Genomic DNA, 18,110 nt, shown 5'->3' on the forward strand with positions numbered 1-18,110 from the left:
GCGATATCAACTCCCGGAACTTCAAAAAATGCCAGTCGTCGCCTCCTACATGTATCGTTCGGGCAAGCGCGCCGAAGAAATCCCGCTTGCCGCCAAACCATTCGAAGCATCAGGTAGCGACTTCGCCTGGATCGGTTTGACTGAACCGACAAAGCAGGAAATGGCCGACCTTCAGGCCATGTTCGCTCTTCACCCACTTGCCGTCGAAGACGCCCTCAACGGCAATCAGGTGCCGAAGGTGGACATCTACGGCGACCAGTTGTTCGTGATCGTCAAGACGGCCCACCTTGAGGGTGACAAGATCACCTACGGCGAAACCTGCATTTTCGTGGGGAAGCACCACCTGATTTCTGTTCGCCACGGCTCTGCCCGCTCCCACAAGGAACTGCGCCAACACCTGGAACAGTCGCCCCAGCTTCTTGAGCACGGACCGGACTATGTCCTGCACGGCATCATCGACTTCGTTGTCGACGGCTATTTGCCGGTGGTCGAAACGCTTGAGGACAAAGTTCTGGAGCTCGAGAAACACGTACTTGTGTCCTTCCTGCAGCCCGAGCAGATCAGGCGCATCTTCCGGATGCGCCGTCACGTCATTCGCTTCCAGCGGGTGCTCGGGCCGATGGGAGAGGTGGCGGGTAAGCTAACTCATCTCGAGCTGCCCTGCATCGACGACAATGCCAAGCCATTCTTCAAAGACGTTCTTGACCATGTCAGACGTGTGGAAGGCCTGGTAGGCGGCCTTCGCGAGATAATGACGTCCGTGTTCGAGGCCTCCAATCTCCTGGAGCAGCAACGACAGGGCACCATCACACGGCAGCTTGCAGCCTGGGCCGCAATTCTTGCCGTACCGACAGCCATTGCCGGAATCTACGGGATGAACTTCGAACACATGCCTGAACTGGCAACCCGTTACGGCTACTTTGCCGTCCTCGGTGTCATTGCGACGCTCTGCTCTATTCTCTACTGGCGGTTCAAAAGGTCCGGATGGCTGTAGCCAACGGAAATATCTTTCCGTGGGTTTCGTTTGGTGTCGACACCGCGGCATTGCAGCATGCTATCCGGTAAAAGCTCTGTGTGATGGTATCTCTTGGTGCTCTCGGGCAATCCGGCCTTACCTCCGGCCCGCCTCCCCCATCTTCCGGCAAGTGACCTCCCGGCCTTCCGGAAGTTCGCCGAACTCTATCGGCGCAGGCCGAGCTTGACGCGGAAATCAGGACCGGTGCCCTCTAGGAGATTTGCAATGGCGACCAAGCGCAAGTTCAAGAGCGATGCCTTTGAGGCGATCCATAGCGCCGTCGAAGACATGTCCGCGGCAGGCACCCGTTGGGTCCTATACGTCGCCGGCAGCGTCACTTTCGCCTGACGTCGAGACCCAGAGCCTCGGCGATGATGATCGACTGGTCGATCGTGATGATCGCGTCCTTGAGGCGAAGATTCTCCGGATCGAAGGCGGTGAGGTCGCTGCCCCTGAGGTCGCAGGTGGTAAAATCTGCCCCATGCAGCCAGGCACCGGAAAGATCGACGTCCCTGAGCGAGCCGCCTTTGCAGGAGGCGCCGGTCAGATCCGCTTCCCGCATTCGCGTTTCCTTGAAGGATGCGCGGCCGAGAGCAGCGCCTGGCAATCCGGTAAAGGACCAGTCGCCGCCCGTCACCTGCATCTGGTCGAACTCGCAAGCGTCGAACATGCTTCCGACGAACTTGCACTCCTTGAAGCGGCTATCGAAGAACTTACAGGAGACGAATGTACAGTTCACGAAGGCGCTCGCCTGATGTGACGATGCATTGAACCGGGCTCGCCGGAAGGCATTCGTGAAAGACCACGCCGACGGTCTGCGCCTCGGTCAGGTCGAGATCGACGAACAGCGTGTTGTCGTATCGCTCGCGCTCGATCTGGCGACCGTACCAGTCGGCGCTTGCAATCGTGCTGTCGGTCTTGGGCGGCGCTTCGCCGTATCGTCGTTCAGCCATATCCATCCATCTGCGGCCCCGCACGAAGAGCAATGCCTTTTGTTGCTTCGCCGCTGAGCATTTCCATCTTCGCGATGATTGGCAATGCCGAAAAGTCGAGCGCACGAGCGAAGCCACCGGGGCACGCAATTACGGCGGGCTGGTTTCGACGCTATTCCACCAGCCGCACGCCGCCTCCCCTGCCGAAGCCGTTGGGCACGAAATCTTTGCCCTCTTCCCCCGGCTTCTTGAAGAAGGCCGTTCCGGACACGTAGAGGTTCAAAACCCTGGTAATCAGTGCGGTAAACTTCGATTCCGAATTGAGGCTTCCGCTGACGTTCCAGTCGACCACCGCATAGGGCAAATAGATCGCCCCATTGTAGAAGCTTCCAGCAGACGTGTTGATGCGGAACTGGACGCTGCTGTCCTTCGCCTGCCGGCCCTGGAACATCAGGATGCCGGCATGCGCGCCGCTGGTTGGCGCCGATACCTGCAGGATTGCCGCACCGTTCAAAAACAGCGGCGATTGCGCGTCCTCGAAATAGAAAAGCACGTCCTTGCCTATGACCTTGGCCGATGTGTTCAAGGTCAACGCGCCGCGGCGGAACGCGTAGATTCCGGGCTTCAGCGTTAACTCGTCCGTGGCATTCACGGTCAGCCCGCCGCAATAGATCCCGGGCTCGAGCGACGACTTGCCCTGGCTGTTGATCGTCTTCAGGCTTTGGGAGGTACAGGCGTCGTTCGGCGACGCCGGTTCGGGCATGCCGGCCATGGGGTCGGGCACGACAGGAGATCCGTCGACCGGCGGCGGCGAAATCAGGCGGCCGGAAAGCTTCGACTGGCCGGTGACGGCGATCAGCGGTGCTGCGAACTTCCCCTGGTTTTCGGCGTAGAACGCACGTTGCGAATGGGACGAGTTCACCTGGAAGCCGCATTCGCTGGTGACCGAGTTCGAATTGATGATCTTCAGCGCATCGGCCCTGCCCGGATCAAGGATCAGGATGCAGGCCGAGCTGCCAGCCCCTCGGGCGGCTTTCGCGATGACTGAGATCGGAACCGTCCGGAAGCCGAACATATGCATGATGGCGGTTTCGTAGTCCTCATTGACGGCCACCGCTACCGTATCCCGCTCGACCGTGACCTGATGGTTCCAGCTCGGGGGCTCTTTCAGATCTTGCGTGTCGCTGCTGCCAAGATGGGCGCCGAGAAAACCCACGGCGATCTTCTGCTCCGAACCGACACCTGCTGCAGCTCCCGCCAGTGCCGCAGCATCGGCCGCGCTTTGCATAGCGGCCTTTCGGTTGACCGCGGCTGCGAAATCGATCGCAACGCCAAGAGCGGCAATGAGGGGGATCGCGACAAGCGCTGCCAAGAGGCCGAAGTTCCCGGACCGGCATTTCAGCAGGGCCGAGGCGCAATGCCTGATCAGTGGCAGGGTCAGTATGTTCATGGCAGTTTCTTTGCAACCAGATGGAGAGTAGTCGCCTCTTCGTGCAGGGAGCCTTGCCAATCCTTTAATTTCGGGCCGAGTTAACGGTATGCACTCTCTCAGACGCTCTTCAGAGCTCTGACACAGGCGCGAAACGAGGTTATTTGAAGATATTTTGCGCTAAACGCGCGTCACTTCGGCACAACCGGCCAGCTGCCACGCTCGCCGGTTGGAAGCGATTTTGGCGTGCCCGAGAGGCGGATTCTGGGTCTTCTTCACTCAGAGGTTGCTGGACTGCTGAGGCAGTGCGGCGACTAACCCCTTTTGCTCATTGCCTAATCCTTGACTGCACCGTGCGCTGTGCGACGCTTTCGACTTCATGGTTGTACTGCGTAAGGGGCGGACGATGAAATTCACAAAGGCAAAGAGGAAACATCCCGGTAAGGCATTCAAAATAGGCGGGGCCGATAGAAGCGCATATGACGGCTTCGTCGGGACGGCGCGCGCAGCACCCGGCTTTTCCTATCGGGGACGATGGACCAGCGAAGGGTGCCCCGGCACCTTCGAAACATGGCTCGTAAACAAGGGCATATTGCCCAAACAATAGGGCCTTTCATTCTACTCAATCACGATCTGCCGGCGTCAAGGGTGGCGCCGGCCGCGCGCGTCAAGGTGCTCCGCCTAATAAAGCGATTTCGATTCCGCTTGGGCGTTCGAACGCGTTGGCATGCACGAAAGAACCAGCTGTCGCGACCGGAGGGGCGGCCGAGAATGCGTCGACGGCTGGCTGACCTCGAGACGTCGGCATCCCTGGCGGTACTGAGAGCAGGTTTCCGTGGCCCATACTGCAGACGGTCTCTGAACTGCGTTCTCGGGTCAGGCCTTCCCGCTCTCAATCGCACGTGCCCATCCCGCGGCTCGCTCGGCCGAGGCCGCCAGAACCGGTTTGGGCGCCTTGTACCACTCGTCCTTTGGGATCTCGCGCTTCTCGCGGACGAAGTCGATGGCGCGCTCCAATGTTTCGAATTGATCAGGCAGCGTCAAATGCAGGAACAGCGACACGACGACGACTGAGCGCGATCGGCCACCGCGGCAGTTGACGAGCACACCGCCACGTTCGCGCCTGGGATAGGACGGCTTTTCGGGTAGGACCTGCTCCAGGGCCGCTCGCAGGATGTAGTGCGCGGCCAGCATTTGCGTGTCCGGGTTCCCATCCCCGTCGATAAGCCCGATCTTGTAGTAGCGGATTTCGCCCGGTCCATGGATGCTGTTGCGGTGATCCGAGACGAGCTTCGGCTGGTCGACGAAATTGAAGTCCAGATTGACCGCGCAATTGACGACCGTCGTGATCCCGCTCTTGCGCAGGAGTTCGAGGTCGCTCGCACCTTCCTTGCCGGAAATGAAGATGTCGACGCCATAGGTCGGATGCTTCGGATAGACGAGACTGAGCCTTGGCAATTCGCTGCTGGTCATTTCCGTGGTTGAGGCATCGCTAAGATTGTCGAGCATGGTTTCCTCATGGGCTTTCATGGCGACGGCGCCTTCGCGCTGCGCCCGGCAGAGATTGCGGCGGCGACACGGTTCAGGGTTGGATAGTCGCCACCCCGACCATAGGCGAGATACCCCGGGCAAAGGTAGTCGACGGATCCTTCCGGCACTTTGCCAAGCGACAACGGCGCATAACGGCCGCCTGCGTTCTTCAGGATCAGCGTCGCTGCGGCCACATCCCAGGCGTTGACGCCAAAGCCCGCGGCCGCATCGACAAAACCCGCCGCCACATGGGCGATGCTCAAAGCAGCACTTCCAGGGCGACGCACGGTCGAGAAGGTTTCGACCAGATCACCGAGGCGGGCAAGTGCCTCGCTGCGGCCATCCAGGCGAAAGTCGCGCGAGACCGGGTAGCCGGTGATCAGCGTTGCCCGGCTTTCGTCACCGATGGCTTTGGAGGCAATGACCTTTCCATTGAGATAGGCACGCTCGACGTCGCTCGAAAACAGGAGATCGGCCACCGGGTCATAGACGACCCCGGCCACAACCGATCCGCCTTCAACCGCCGCAACCGATATGCACCAGAAGGCAAGTCCTCGTGCGAAGTTCGCGGTCCCGTCGATCGGATCGACGTACCATTGGATGTCGCCCTCACCGACCTGCCCGCCCTCTTCGCCAAGCATCGCCGAATTCGGCTCGTGCGCGAAGATGTAGTCGCGGATGGATGCCTCGGCTTGCCTGTCGTAGACCGTCACGACGTCGTGGAGATCGCGCTTGTAGTCGACGACCATTTCCGAGCGAAACGCAGCGAGCAAGGGGCCGGCGGCCGAGCGGGCCGCACCTTCGGCGATCGTCATCAGTCGCCGCGAGTAGTCGCGCTTGGCGTCTCTATCGGATTGGCTACGGCTCGTGGCGAGATTGGCGTCGGTCATGCTCTCTTCCTGTTCATCCTGGAACGGCCGGCGCGACCTGTCCTCGTGAGGCCGCGCCGGCCGGGATTTTACTTGCTGTAGTTCATGCGCCAGAAATCCTGCCACTCCTCGCGCCGGTCGAAATCGTCAAGCCCAGTGGCCGCGTCATAGGGAAAGAGGCGGTCCGCTACCTCCATGATCCCCGACGGTTCGTCCTCAGGCATCTTGATGTCGACATTGGTCGGCAGCTTGCCGTCCTTCATCTGGGGCGCGATGCCCTCTTCCGTCAGCACGTAGTGGATGAAGAGCTTCGCGGCATTCGGGCTCGCGGATTTCGAGGCGATCAGGCCGAGCTTGGTGTAGGTCCAGCCGACCCAGGGGGTCAGCTCCGTGCAGAGCCCGAGTTTGTAGCCTTTGCCTTCGTTATCACGGAACTTGGCGGAGCTCAGGAGCCCGAAAAAGGGCTCCTTCTGGCCGGCGGCGCCGACGGCTTCGGCAACCGGATCGTCGCCGTCCGTTACCAGCGGGCCATTTTGTGCCAGAGCCTTGATCCAGGCGGCCGCTGCACTTTTTTCAGCGGTTTCGAGATCCTTGCCGAAGTGGACCTTGTAGGCCTCCTTCACGGCGTTGTCGGCATGCTTTTCCAACTGGTTGAACCAGTCGGTATAGGTGCTCTTGGTCAGGGGATCGACCAGCGCGATCTTGCCTTTCCATTTTGCCTCAGTCAGCTCCCAGATATTGCCGACCGGGCATTTGTCATAGGCCTCGGTGTTATAGGCCCAGACATTGGCATTGGTCGAAATCGCCAGCGGGTTCTGGAAGGCCGCCGGTATCTTCTCCTTCATGTCGCCGGGCAGATAGCTTTCGACGAAGCCCTGCGGCAGAAGCTGGGCGAGCGCTGCCGGCGCGTCGGTGATCAGGGCGACATCGCCCTGGACGTTGCCGGCCTGGGCTTCGCGGATGATCATCTCCAGCTGGCTGTTGGCCGAGACTTTGACGCCGGTCGCCTTCACCCCGTATTTGGCGGTGAAGGCCTCGGCCATCTCGACGATCTTGCCGGTGCTGTCATAGACATTGATCGGCTTTTCTTTCTTCGCCGCCTCCACCAGCGCATTGAGATCAAACGCCTCCTCGGCGTTTGCCTCGACGGCCAATGCGGCCGCAAGGGCGGCAAATACCGCCCGCATGATCATAACCCTGTTCTTACCTTTGCTCATGGTTTCCCCTCCCAAGGAGACCGTTTCACATGTTCAGGCGATTACTTCTGGTAGCTGAGCCGCCACAGGTCCTGCCAGGTCTCGCGCGCGTCCCAGTCGTCGAGGCTCGTTGCCATCTGGTAGGGCATGACCTGATCAAGAACGGCGCCGATGCCCGACGGCTCGTCTGCGGGCAGTGAAACGTCCTTGTTGGTCGACATTTTTCCGTCTTCTGCCTGCGGCGCGATGCCTTCGGCGGTCATCACGTAGTGGATGAAGAGCTTTGAGGCGTTCGGGCTGTTGGTGCCCTTGGTGATCAGCCCGACGCCCGGATACATCCAGCCGAGCCAGGGTTTCAGGTCCTTGCAAAGGCCGAGCTTCATGCCCTTTTCGGCATTGTCGCGGAACTTTGCCGAGCTCATCAGCCCCATGAAGGGTTGCGACTGACCCGGCGCGCCGACGGCATCAGCAGCGGCCGCATCGGCGTCCGTCAGCAAGGGAGCGTTGGCAGCGAGCGCCTTGACCCAGGCGGCCGTCGCACTGCCGTCGTCGGTTTCGAGATCCTTCCCGTAAAGCTCTTTATAGGCGGCCGCCACTTTGTCGTCGCCGTGCTTGGCCATCTGGTTGAACCAGTCGACATAGGATGGCTTGCCGAGCGGATCCTGCATGGCGACCTTGCCTTTCCACTCAGGTCCCGTCAGCTGCCAGATGTTGCTGACCGGGCACTTGTCGAAGAGCTCGGTGTTGTAGGCCCAGACATTGGCGCTGGTAACGACGGTCAGCGGGTCCTGATACTCAGTGGGGATGTTGGCTGCGAGATCCGGCGGCAGCCAGCTTTCGGCAAAGCCCTGCGGGATGAGTTGCGCCATCGCGGCCGGTGCGTCGCTGATGATCGAGACATCGCCCTGGATGTTGTTGGCACGGGCCTCGCGAATGATCATCTCAAGCTGGGCCGTCGCCTTGACCTTGGAGCCCTCGGCGCCGACGCCATATTTCTCGGCAAAGGCCTTGGCCATTTCGACGATTTTGCCGGTGCTGTCATAAACCGTAATCGGCGGCTCCTTGCGCGCGGCCTCGATCAGCGCGTTCAGGTCGAACGGCTCTTGTGCCAGCGCCGGTCCGGCGAAGGCGACGATGGTCGTTGCCAGCAGCGCGCGCCTGATTGCACGGTGCGTCCTTTCAGTCCTTAGAAATTGCATCGTCTGTTCCTCCCTCAGATTATGTTTCGGTTTGTCGTTCGGCACTGAAGCGCCTTAGTTCAGCGTGGACTTGCGCAGCAGCGCGTCCGCTTCGGCGATCCGCTGGCCGTCCTTGTTAAAGACGTGCAGCGCCTCAGGCGGCGCAAAGAACGAAACCCTCGTTCCGGTCTCGACGCGCGGCAGGGCATTGGTCGTCAAGAACAGCGTGTCGCTGCCGTTCCTGAGCTCCAGGATCCAGCTGCCGCCGGTCGGCAGGACGCCTGTCACCGTCATTTCGCCGGAGAAGCTGCCGGCCGGCACATCGTCGGTTTTGACCGAATAGCCGATCGCTTCCGGTCGGATGCCGATCGAGCCAATGCCGCGCAGCGACGGGTGGCGCGTGCCAAGATAGGCCTCGGCTGCGCGCGACAGCTCAGAGGCGGCGGCCGATCCGAAGTTCAGGATGTTGATCGGCGGGCTACCGACGAATTCCGCGACGAAGCGATTGGCCGGGCGATCATAGATATCGTTGGGCGTGCCCATCTGCTGCAGCGTGCCCTCGTTCATGACGGCGATCGTCGTTGCCAGCGTCATTGCCTCCCACTGGTCGTGGGTGACGAAGACGATGGTCGTCTTGAACTCCTTGTGGATGCGTTTGAGCTCGGCGCGCATCTCGAGCCGGAGCCGGGCGTCGAGGTTCGACAGCGGTTCGTCGAGCAACAGAACGCCTGGATTGACCGCCAGCATGCGGGCGAGCGCCACGCGCTGCTGCTGGCCGCCCGAGAGCTGCGACGGGTAGCGGTCGCGGTACTTGGCGATGTCGAGCGCCTGCATCACTTTCTCGACGCGCATTTCACGCTCTTCCTTCGGCAGTTTGCGCAGCCTCAGACCGAAGTCGGTGTTGCGTTCGATTGTCAGGTGCGGCCAGAGCGCGTAACTCTGGAATACCAGCCCCATCTCACGCTTTTCCGGCGGGATGAACACGCCTGCCCTGACCGAGTCGACCACCCGCTCTCCGATGCGGATCTCGCCGTCCGAGAGGTTTTCGAGGCCGGCGATCATGCGCAGCGTCGTGGTCTTGCCGCAGCCAGAGGGTCCAAGAAGGCACATGAACTCGCCGTCGCGGATTTCGAGATCGAGGTTCGAGACGGCATTGGCGGAATTGACGCCGTAGTTCTTCTGGGCGCCGCTGAGATTGATGGTGGGCATCAGCTTCCGAGTCCTTCTGCGAGATTGGTCTTGGTCAGCTTCTGGGCTGCCAGGGTTCCGAGATAGGCGATCGCCGCGATGATCAGCACGACGGCATTGGCGGCTTGCGTGTAGTGGTAGTCGACGAGCCGGAGCGAATAGGTGGTCAGAACATCGGTGCTCGGCACGGCGAGGATGACGAAGAGGCTCAGGCCCTTGATGCCCGAGATGAAGGGCAGCAGCACGCCTGTTACCAGCGAGCCCTTCTGGATCGGAATGACGATCAACATCATCCGCCGGAACCAGCCGGCGCCGGAAATCTGGGCTGCCTCTTCCGGATCCTTGCCAAGCTGGGTCATGGCCGAGATACCGGCGCGCGAGGCGTAAGGCATCTGGTCGGCGATCAGCGCCAGGACCAGGATGGTGACGGTACCATAGAGGGCCGGCATCGGTCCGCGTGGCACGGCGAAGAGCGACAGATAGGCGGCGGCAAAGGCGATACCCGGCACCAGATAGGGCAAGAAGGTGACCTGCCGCAGATAGACCGACAGGACCTTCACCGGCGTGCGGATGACCACATAGCCGACAAGAAGTCCGAGAATGCCCGAGGTCAAGGACGCAAGGCCGACGATGACAAGCGTGTTTTTTGCGGCCGCCCATAGATCGGGGCTTAAGAGGACCCCGGTCTGCAGTGCCACCGTGTGGAGATCACTCCCGATCCAGTAGTCGAGCGTGAAATTGTCGAGCGTGAACTGCGCCGGCAGCTTCATGATGGTGGAGAGGAACAGGGTCAGAAGCGGCAGTCCGACGCTCAAGAGAAAGATAAGTGCGGCAAAACCGGTCGCCGGCAGGCGGTACTTGCCGAGCCGGCTCTGGCGGTTCATCGAACCCTTCGAGCCAACAGTAACGAAGCGCCGGGCTTCACGAACGAGACGCGCATCGATCATCAGGGTGACGATACCAATCAGCATGATCGAGGCCGCGACGACACCGGCAACGCCGGTCTGGCGTGACGCGATGCTGCGAAAGAGCGAGGTGGAAAGCACTTCGAACTTGACCGGCAGGCCGAGCACATAGGGCACGCCAAACTCGCCGAGGCACTTGGCGAAGATCAGCACCATCGAGGACAAAAGTGCGGGACGCATCAGCGGCAGGATGATCTGCATCGCCACCTGGTAGCGCTTGGCTCCAAGGATACGGGCGGAATCTTCGAGCTGGGAATCGAAGCGACGAAGGGCAGAGCCAAACAGCAGGATGACGAAAGGCGTATAATGTAGCGCCAGGATCACGATGATCGGGAAGCGCCCATAGGCGACCCAGTCGGGCGGTGTCAGCCCCATGGCCTCGAACCAGCCCGGCTGGCCGCCGACGGTGCGGTTCTTGAAGAGCGTTGTCCAGGCAAGCGCAAAGGTCCAGGCCGGCAGCATGTAGGGCACGATCAGCGCTGTTGCGAACCAGCGCCGTCCGAACATGTCTGTCCGGCTGATCAACCAGGCGAGCACCGTACCGATCAACAAAGACAGGCTGATCGCTCCGAGCGCGACCGATAGCGTGTTGAAGAGCGGCCGCCAGAAAAGATCGACCGAGACCGGCGACAGGAAGGCTCGATCAAGGTAGTAGAGCGTAAGCTCGCCAAAGTCCTTGCCGAGCCGCCGCTCGTGGCCGAATTGGACGCGCACGGAATCGAGCACGATCGAGATGATCGGCACGACGATGAGATAGGTAAAGAGAAGTGCCGTCAGGACGCCGATCAGCGTCGTCGGCTCCCGCGACGCGACCTTCATCCGATAGCGCCAGCGCTGCCATGCCGTCGGCGCCATTGCGCTGCCGGGCAATGTTGCCGCTTTGGCTGTCTCACTCAATAAGGCCATGCTCTTCCCCTTGGAACTCAACATGCGCTGCCTGCCCCGGCGATCGATGCCTGGCGGAACTTTCAAAGTGCCAACGGGGAATAGAAATCAGTCGCCAGGGCGTGGCGCTGACCTACGCAAGAAGCCGCTCAATGACGCAAAAGGCGCGGCTGTCGGTTACTCAATCCTCCCCGTTCGCAGGGCAGGCGCAAGCGCTTGCCAGATGTCGGCGCAAGCTCCTCAACCGCGCCGCCATCACCACGAACATGGACAGAACAAAAATTCCAATCCAGCTCTGTCTATGGAACGTATGATCCAATGGCGAGGCGCCGTTGTCAACAAAAAAATGCACACGTGCGCAATGATATAAGCCATTGTTTTTGATGACTCTTTTGTGACAATGATGTATTACTTTTGGAACACGTGATCATTGAGGTTGGGCGAATGACTTCAGCGGGGAGAAACAGCCGCCATAGACGGAGCGATGGCGACCGTTCAGCGGCATCAGCGGCTGGTTCACCGAGCGGGTAGGCTCGAACTTTTTCGTTGGAATGGGCCTGCTTTTGTGGCCCTGATGAAAAGCATCTGATTCTGCAGGAGAAAGGCATGGCGAGGGGCTTTGTGACGGCCGAAGAGGTTGCAAAACGCGCGGGCGTCTCACGCTCGGCGGTCTCGCGAACCTTTACGCCCGGAGCCAGTGTATCCCAGGCTGTGCGGCGCAAGGTTCTCAAAGCCGCCCGGGAGCTCGGTTACCGGGTCAACCGGCTGGCGCAGGGACTGAACAACGACCGCTCCAATCTCATCGGGGTCGTCGGTGCCAATCTCAGCGCACCCTTCCATGCAAAACAGCTCGATCTCTTGAGCATCGGCCTGTTGCGTCGCGGTCTCCAATGCCTGTTGCTCAATGCCGCGGATGCGCGAAAGGATATCGCGCCGCTGATCGAGCTACTGTTCGAGTTCCGGGCGCAAGCGATCATCGTTCTTTCCGGAGAGCCGCCGGAATCGATCGTCGACCAGTGCATTGCCAACGGCGTGCGCCTGATCCTGATCAACCAGAAAATCGATCGCACCGATACCAGCATGGTGCTGAGCGACGATTCCCGCGGTGCGGACCTTGCAGCACTGCGCCTGATCGAGGCGGGCTGCAAGAAGGTTGCGGTGATCTCGAGTGGCAGCCAAACCCCTGCTCAGGTGCGCCGCACCACTGCGTTCAAAAAGAAAATGGCGACCGCCGGGGTCGAGGTGGTCGCCTGGTCGGGCGGTACCACGAGTTATGAAAGCGGTTACCAGGCTGGCTGCGAAGTGCTCGTCGACGAGGCGATCGACGGCGCGTTTTGCGTTACCGATCTCTTGGCTCTCGGCTTTCTCGACGCTGCCCGCACCGAAATGCACCGCCGCGTGCCGGCCGATCTTTCCGTCGTCGGCTTCGACGATATTCCGCAGGCAGGGTGGAAGAGTTACGAACTCACCACCGTTGCGCAGTCCTTCTCCGCTCTGACGGAGCATGTTCTCGAAGCGCTGGAAGCCGACGAGATGGAAACGCGACTTCAGGTCGTTCCCGTCACGATGGTCGAGCGCAAGACCGCCCGACGCTAGACCGGAATGCTCAAGTGGCCGCCGGCCGGATACGGCTGTCGATCAACAACCCGCTCTGATCTAGGATGGGGTGCGCGACGGTTGCGATGTGTGCGTTGATGCGTTTGAGATCGCGCAGCATGTCGAGATGGAGCGAGCTGGTTTCGATGCTTTCGGCGCGGCCATCGCGCAGGCGCTGCAGATGCCGCTCAGCCGACTGCCGCTCCAGCCTGCGGACATCTTCCTTGGCTTCTACCAGGCGCCGCGCCATCGCGTTGTCACGCGTGGCAAACACGGCCTGGGCCATGCGCAGATTGTCGATCGTGATGGCGAAGAGACGCGACAGTTCCTCGTGGCCATCGGAGGAGAAAGCCAGGCCGCGGGCGATCTTCTTTGCAAGTTCGGCAAGGAGCCCCTTCTCGATGATGTCGCCGATATGCTCGAGGTTGATGGCATAGTCGACGATATCCATGGCGTGGCGGCGCTGTTCCTCGGCGATTTCGGACTGGCCGACGCGCGAGACGTAAACCTTGATCTCGTGTTGCACGCGATCCACGCGCCCTTCAAGCGTGCTGATCGCAGCAAGCCTGGAAGGGTCCGTCTGCTGCAGGGCGTCGTTTGCTTCGACCAGCATGCGCTCGACCAGGTCGCCGACACCGAGCACTTCCCGACTTGCGCCGGCAAGCGCTGCGACCGGCGTGCCGAGATCGTTCTGTTCCAGGAAAAGCGGGCCGTCCGTCGCCTTTGGCTCGTCCGGCAACAGGCGCATGGTCAGGCGGGATAGAGGCCGAGCGAGGGGGGCCGCCAGAAGCGCCAGTGCGAGATTGAAGGCGAGATGCACATCAACCGGCAGATTGCCGCGTGAGACAGGCGGCCAGTCGATATGCGGGGCGATGTACCCGGCGAGCGCCAGAGCGGCCAGGCAGCCGACGGCACGCACGATCAGGTTGCCAAGGGCAACCCGCCTGGCGCTCGCCGCAGCCTTGAATGTGGCTAGAACCGGGGGCACAGCACCGCCGAGATTGGCTCCCAGAACGAGGGCGATGAGCGGGCCGGTCGAAAGGCTGGCGGATGTTGCAAGAGACAGGATCAGCACAACGACTGCCAGGCTCGATGACGCGAGCGCTGCGAGTCCTGCCGAGATGACGAGCGCCACCGGCCAGGCATTGTCGAGCATCCCGAAGAAAGCCGAAAGGGCGGCAGAGGTCCGCAGCGGTTCGGTCGCACCGCCAATCAGATGCAGCGACAGCAACATCAGCCCGATGCCGACGAGCGCTGCGCCTGATCCCTTGCGCGTGCTCGAGCTGCCGCGCCCGACAACGAAACCGCAAAGCAGCAAGAGCGGTGAGAGCCAGCCGAGCCCCAAAGCCACGATCCAGGCCGTCATCGCCGTGCCGACGTTGGCGCCGAGCAGCACGATCTGCGCCATGCGCGGCACGATGAGATCACGCTCGACGAAGGACGCGACCATGAGAGCGGTGGCGGTGGAGCTCTGGAGGGCGATGGTTGCGACGAGGCCACTGAAAAACGAACGAAGACCGTCACGCGTCCCGGCCGCCAGTCCGACTTTCAGACGGGCACCAAAAGCGCGTTGCATGCCGTCGCGAACCTGACCAAGGCCGAACAGGAGGAGCGCCACCGCGCCGAAGAGGTTGATGCTGACGATCGCAGTGCTCATGGCCCCCTCCCCAATGCTTATTGCCGGCCGCGCAGCAACTCCGCTCGAAAGAGTTGCTGAAAGGATGCATAGGTCTCAAAGCCGAGGTCGCTGACGAGCCGCATGACTGTCGTCGTCGAGACACCGCTGCGCACGGCCACTTCCCGTGCGCTCGCAAAGGCGACGTCGTACGGATGGGCAAGCACGAACTTGGCCACTTCCAGGCGCCCACCCTTCAGATGACGTCGGCCCAGACGGCAAGATTCCCGCAACTCGATGAAAGTCGCCGGCGGCGCGGAGGAAGAGGCCGTGGAGAGCAACTGGTCCATGGTCAGGCAGCCTCTTCCGTGTCGGAGGTGCTCTCGATGCGGATGTGTAGGCTTCCCGCTTCGGCACGATCGAGGAAGGCGTCGAAGGCCCCGAAGAAGATCGCTAGGAAGCCTGATGTCGATCCGTCCCAGCCGGTCCCGGGCGGACGGCCGAAGTGTTTGGCGAGCAGGCGATAAAGCGCGCGCCGCCGCTCAGGTATCTTGTCAAGCGCAAGGACGCCGGCCTGGCGCAGGCAATACCAATCGGCGATCACCTCGATCATGTCGAGGCTGGCGGCGTCCTCAGAGATGGCGATCGCTCCTTGCCCGGAAGCGCTCGTCATGGCGCCGGCGTCGGGCATCAACTTGCAGACGGCAGCGATCGAAAGCCCGGATATTTCGTTGACGACATCTCCGGGCCATTCCTTCGGAAAATAGCGATGCTGGACCAGGGCACGCTTGTGTGCCTGCAGGAAGGAACCGTAATCCGCCGCGGCAAAGGCTGGGTCCGGATATTCGCCGGCTCGCGCCGCTTCGCGACGATAGGCGCGCAGCACGCGTGGATCGACGGCCATCGCGGACAGTTCGACGGTTTCGATGGACGACGCCGATTGAGACGGTTCGACGATCTTGAAGCCCGGCGGAAAGGCCACGAGCGACGGCACGGCGACATTGATCAGCGAGCGGCAGCCGCCCGCGCGGCGCGTAACGCCTTCGACATGCAGGTGCCCGCTAAAATGCAGCGTCATGCCGGCGGTCATCAGTGCATCTGCGACCGCCTGCTGTGGTGTCCTGCGGGCAATATTGGTCTCGCCGAAGAGAACGCTTTCGGCTCCCGTTGCGCCATCGAAGGGATCGAGCACCGGATAATGCGAGAATGCGAGCAGCGTTTTTCCGAGTTTCGTTGCGCGCGCGGACACGTCGGCAATCCAGTCGACGATGAACGGTTTCAGCCTGATAAGCGCGTTCCAGCCCGCGCCGGTGCTGTCGACGAAAGCGGCTTCATCACCCTCCTCAAACAGGCCGTCGCGTGGTTCGAAGACGTTGGCGTCGATCATCAGCAGCCAGAGACCCGGCTCGGGCTCGACCAGATAGGAGGCATCCATCAGCCGGTAGCAATTCCGGCCGTCCGGAGACGAGACCGGGTAGAGCCGATCCTCGACGCGGTCAGACGCCCCGAACGGGGTTTCCCAATGAAGATAGTCCGGCCGTCGGAAGTACCCATGGGTAGCCACGGGGGCAAGGCCCGTCGGATATCCCTCGCAATACATGCGCGGCGTTGCGTGGCTGCCGGGGGCTGCCTTTCCTATGTCGCTCGTGACGAGGACCCTCACGTCGTTCCGATCAAGAAATTGTTTGGTGTGGTGTCGCCCCTTGGGCCCGAAGATGTCGTGGTTGCCCGGAAGCGCATAAAAGCGCGTGCCATGGGCGCTCTCGTGCCCATCAAGAATGGTGCGCACGCGCGCCGTTGTCTGTCTTTGCCCGTCGTCCGTGTAGTCGCCCAAAAGGACGACGTGACGGATGCCGCGGCGCGCGACCTCCGCCAAGGCCTCGTCCAGCGCTTTGGCACTTTCGTTGAAGACGCGGGTGGATTCGCGCGTGTCGGCCCAGCTTCTGACGGCCAGTTTTTCGCCGTCGATCTCTATCCGCGGGAACTCGAAATCGCCTTCAAGATCATGGAAATGGGCGTCGGCGATGATGGCGATCCGAGGCAAATCAGACATCGGCCTTCACCTCCAGACGGGAGGCCTCGACGAGGTCGATCCAGGCCGAAGCGCGGCGCGCTGCCTCATAGAGCATGGGCTTCGGCGTCTCGAACCATTCATCCGGCCGCAGTTCGCGATGCTCGCGGATGTGGGCGACGGCCGCGTCGAGTGTGGGAAACAGATGCGGCTGCTGCTTGTGCAGGAACAGCGCCACCAGCGACACCGAGCGGCTGCGTCCGCCGCGGCAATTGACGAGGATGTTGCCGCCATCGGCGAAGGGGTAGGTTGCGCGCTTCGGCATCGTCTGGCGTAGCGCACCGTCGAGAATGTAATAGGCACCGAGCATCATCGTGTCGGGGCTGCCATCACCGTCGATCATGCCGAGCTTGTAATAGCGGACGGCCGCATAGCCGCTTGCACAAAGATCATCATTGATGCTGACTTCTTCTTCGCGCACGAGGTTGATGTCCAGGTTGATCGCGCAATTGACGACAATGGAGATCCCGTGACGCTTGAGCAGGTCCAGGTCACGCGCGCCGTCACTGCCGCCGATATAGAGATCGGCGCTGTGGGGCCCGAGTTCTCTGGCGATCAGACTGATAGCGGGCCGGGTGTAGACCGGTGCGTCCATTGGATTTCCCCTTGTGTATGCGAACGGGTGGCATGCGTGTTCAGGCTACCGCGGTTTCAGGCCAGCTGAAGCCTGGCGGCTTGCTCCCTTTTTTGGACCGGGATGCCTGAAGCCACACTTACGCCGCCGGCAATCGCCGGCGTCGATGCGAGCACCGGCCCGCCGTCGAGCACGCTGCCTATTTCCATGAAGGGACACACGGCGCCGCCCGCCTCGGCAACGAGCAACAGTCCGGCAAGGCAATCCCACGAGTTCATGTGCAGCTCAACATAGGCGTCCGAGCGCCCATCGGCGACGTAAGCGAGCGCAAGTGCCCCCGAAGCGCCGCGCCGCACATTGGCGCCCTTCTCCAGCATCTGCCGCATCGTCTCCAGATAGGTCTCGTCCGGCACCCGCCGCGACCAGCCCATTTCGACCGACGCGGCATCGAAGGTCGCCGTCGACGAGACCGTGATGACCTTGCCGTTGAGCGTTGCACCTTCTCCCCGGCGGCAGAAATAAAGTTCGTCGTGGGCCGGATTGTAGATTGCGCCGATCTCTGCGTGTCCGTGTTCGACATAGGTTATGGAGATGCAGAAGTGCGGGATTCCGCGCGCGAAGTTTGCCGTGCCGTCGACGGGATCGACGACCCAGACGCGATCGGCAACGGTCCCGCCGCCCTCCTCGCCCAGGAACGCATCGGCCGGAAAATGGGTGGCAATTGCGTCGCGAATATGGGCCTCGGAGGCCGCATCGGTTTCCGTCAGAAAATCCTGCGGGCCCTTTAGGGAAAAGCCACGCTCGGCACTTGCCTTGAAGCCGTCGAGCACCAGAGCGCCGGCAGAGCGGATGACATCCCGACACAACAGGGCCCGCCCCGAAAGGTCGTTCGAATAGCGCGGCTTGTGATCGTTCATCGGCGAAACCCCTTTTGCACACGCGTGCATATTTGCACGCGTGTGCATGTCGCGCAAGTCGAAATTGCCGGCCCGTGCCAGGTGCCTGGAAGATTGGTCGATCCTCGCGGCCGCACTCAGCCGGACATCTGCGGCATTTCTGCAATATCC

The 18,110-nt window shown here is 61.5% G+C and carries 16 protein-coding genes and 1 pseudogene; 3 read left to right on the forward strand and 14 right to left on the reverse strand.

All coding sequences use genetic code 11. The annotated features are described in order from the left end of the window. Positions 1-28 precede the first annotated feature (28 nt). Together AC3WVQ_RS32700 and AC3WVQ_RS32705 are read left to right on the forward strand one after the other, a co-directional pair. The gene (locus tag AC3WVQ_RS32700; RefSeq protein ID WP_029742789.1) at positions 29-994 is read left to right on the forward strand and encodes a magnesium and cobalt transport protein CorA; all 966 of its coding nucleotides are present in this window, start codon (positions 29-31) and stop codon (positions 992-994) included. 246 nt (positions 995-1,240) lie between these two features. Continuing rightward, positions 1,241-1,321 (forward strand): annotated as a pseudogene (locus AC3WVQ_RS32705) (helix-turn-helix domain-containing protein); the annotation flags it as partial. A gap of 28 nt (positions 1,322-1,349) precedes the next feature. On the opposite strand, the gene AC3WVQ_RS32710 reads toward AC3WVQ_RS32705, so the two are convergent. The 9 genes from AC3WVQ_RS32710 to AC3WVQ_RS32750 form a co-directional block, all read right to left on the reverse strand. After that, entirely contained in the window at positions 1,350-1,754 is a 405-nt protein-coding gene (locus AC3WVQ_RS32710; RefSeq protein ID WP_492383479.1) for a pentapeptide repeat-containing protein, read from the reverse strand. Continuing rightward, positions 1,729-1,968 (reverse strand): hypothetical protein, encoded by a 240-nt coding sequence (locus AC3WVQ_RS32715; protein ID WP_492383480.1) that lies wholly within the window; start codon positions 1,966-1,968, stop codon positions 1,729-1,731. The genes AC3WVQ_RS32710 and AC3WVQ_RS32715 overlap by 26 nt, the downstream gene beginning before the upstream one ends. A gap of 151 nt (positions 1,969-2,119) precedes the next feature. After that, complete coding sequence (locus tag AC3WVQ_RS32720) at positions 2,120-3,397, reverse strand: pilus assembly protein TadG-related protein (RefSeq protein ID WP_192444896.1); 1,278 nt, start codon at positions 3,395-3,397, stop codon at positions 2,120-2,122. Positions 3,398-4,252: 855 nt separating this feature from the next. Further along, positions 4,253-4,885, reverse strand: a complete 633-nt coding sequence (locus tag AC3WVQ_RS32725) for a dual specificity protein phosphatase family protein (protein ID WP_246810394.1) — start codon at positions 4,883-4,885, stop codon at positions 4,253-4,255. Between the two features lie 17 nt (positions 4,886-4,902). Continuing rightward, a complete protein-coding gene (locus AC3WVQ_RS32730) occupies positions 4,903-5,796 on the reverse strand; it encodes an inositol monophosphatase family protein (protein ID WP_192444898.1) in 894 nt (297 codons plus the stop codon). Positions 5,797-5,864: 68 nt separating this feature from the next. Next, positions 5,865-6,962, reverse strand: a complete 1,098-nt coding sequence (locus tag AC3WVQ_RS32735; protein ID WP_192445023.1) for an ABC transporter substrate-binding protein — start codon at positions 6,960-6,962, stop codon at positions 5,865-5,867. 71 nt (positions 6,963-7,033) lie between these two features. Further along, positions 7,034-8,170: an ABC transporter substrate-binding protein gene (locus AC3WVQ_RS32740; RefSeq protein ID WP_034796395.1), complete on the reverse strand. Its 1,137-nt coding sequence runs from the start codon at positions 8,168-8,170 to the stop codon at positions 7,034-7,036. Positions 8,171-8,224: 54 nt separating this feature from the next. After that, on the reverse strand, positions 8,225-9,358 hold the full coding sequence (locus tag AC3WVQ_RS32745; protein ID WP_060530112.1) for an ABC transporter ATP-binding protein: 1,134 nt from the start codon (positions 9,356-9,358) through the stop codon (positions 8,225-8,227). After that, complete coding sequence (locus tag AC3WVQ_RS32750) at positions 9,358-11,208, reverse strand: ABC transporter permease (protein WP_060580708.1); 1,851 nt, start codon at positions 11,206-11,208, stop codon at positions 9,358-9,360. The genes AC3WVQ_RS32745 and AC3WVQ_RS32750 overlap by 1 nt, the downstream gene beginning before the upstream one ends. Before the next feature lie 585 nt (positions 11,209-11,793). On the opposite strand from AC3WVQ_RS32750, the gene AC3WVQ_RS32755 reads away from it, so the two are divergent. Beyond that, positions 11,794-12,783, forward strand: a complete 990-nt coding sequence (locus AC3WVQ_RS32755) for a LacI family DNA-binding transcriptional regulator (protein WP_034796399.1) — start codon at positions 11,794-11,796, stop codon at positions 12,781-12,783. Positions 12,784-12,793: 10 nt separating this feature from the next. Here the strand turns inward: AC3WVQ_RS32755 and AC3WVQ_RS32760 are convergent, their stop codons facing one another. The 5 genes from AC3WVQ_RS32760 to AC3WVQ_RS32780 are packed head-to-tail and all read right to left on the reverse strand — an operon-like array spanning position 12,794 to position 17,960. Next, on the reverse strand, positions 12,794-14,440 hold the full coding sequence (locus AC3WVQ_RS32760; RefSeq protein WP_113188238.1) for a Na/Pi cotransporter family protein: 1,647 nt from the start codon (positions 14,438-14,440) through the stop codon (positions 12,794-12,796). Positions 14,441-14,457: 17 nt separating this feature from the next. Next, positions 14,458-14,748, reverse strand: coding sequence for a MurR/RpiR family transcriptional regulator (locus AC3WVQ_RS32765; protein WP_049810991.1), 291 nt, complete (start codon positions 14,746-14,748; stop codon positions 14,458-14,460). A gap of 2 nt (positions 14,749-14,750) precedes the next feature. Further along, complete coding sequence (locus AC3WVQ_RS32770; RefSeq protein ID WP_192444900.1) at positions 14,751-16,451, reverse strand: metallophosphoesterase family protein; 1,701 nt, start codon at positions 16,449-16,451, stop codon at positions 14,751-14,753. Beyond that, the gene (locus AC3WVQ_RS32775) at positions 16,444-17,064 is read right to left on the reverse strand and encodes a dual specificity protein phosphatase family protein (RefSeq protein WP_029742776.1); all 621 of its coding nucleotides are present in this window, start codon (positions 17,062-17,064) and stop codon (positions 16,444-16,446) included. Before AC3WVQ_RS32775 ends, AC3WVQ_RS32770 begins: the two co-directional genes overlap by 8 nt. A gap of 56 nt (positions 17,065-17,120) precedes the next feature. Then, on the reverse strand, positions 17,121-17,960 hold the full coding sequence (locus tag AC3WVQ_RS32780) for an inositol monophosphatase family protein (protein WP_192444902.1): 840 nt from the start codon (positions 17,958-17,960) through the stop codon (positions 17,121-17,123). Between the last annotated feature and the right edge of the window lie 150 nt (positions 17,961-18,110).

Source organism: Ensifer sp. EB106-05-01-XG146 (genome assembly GCF_058791875.1).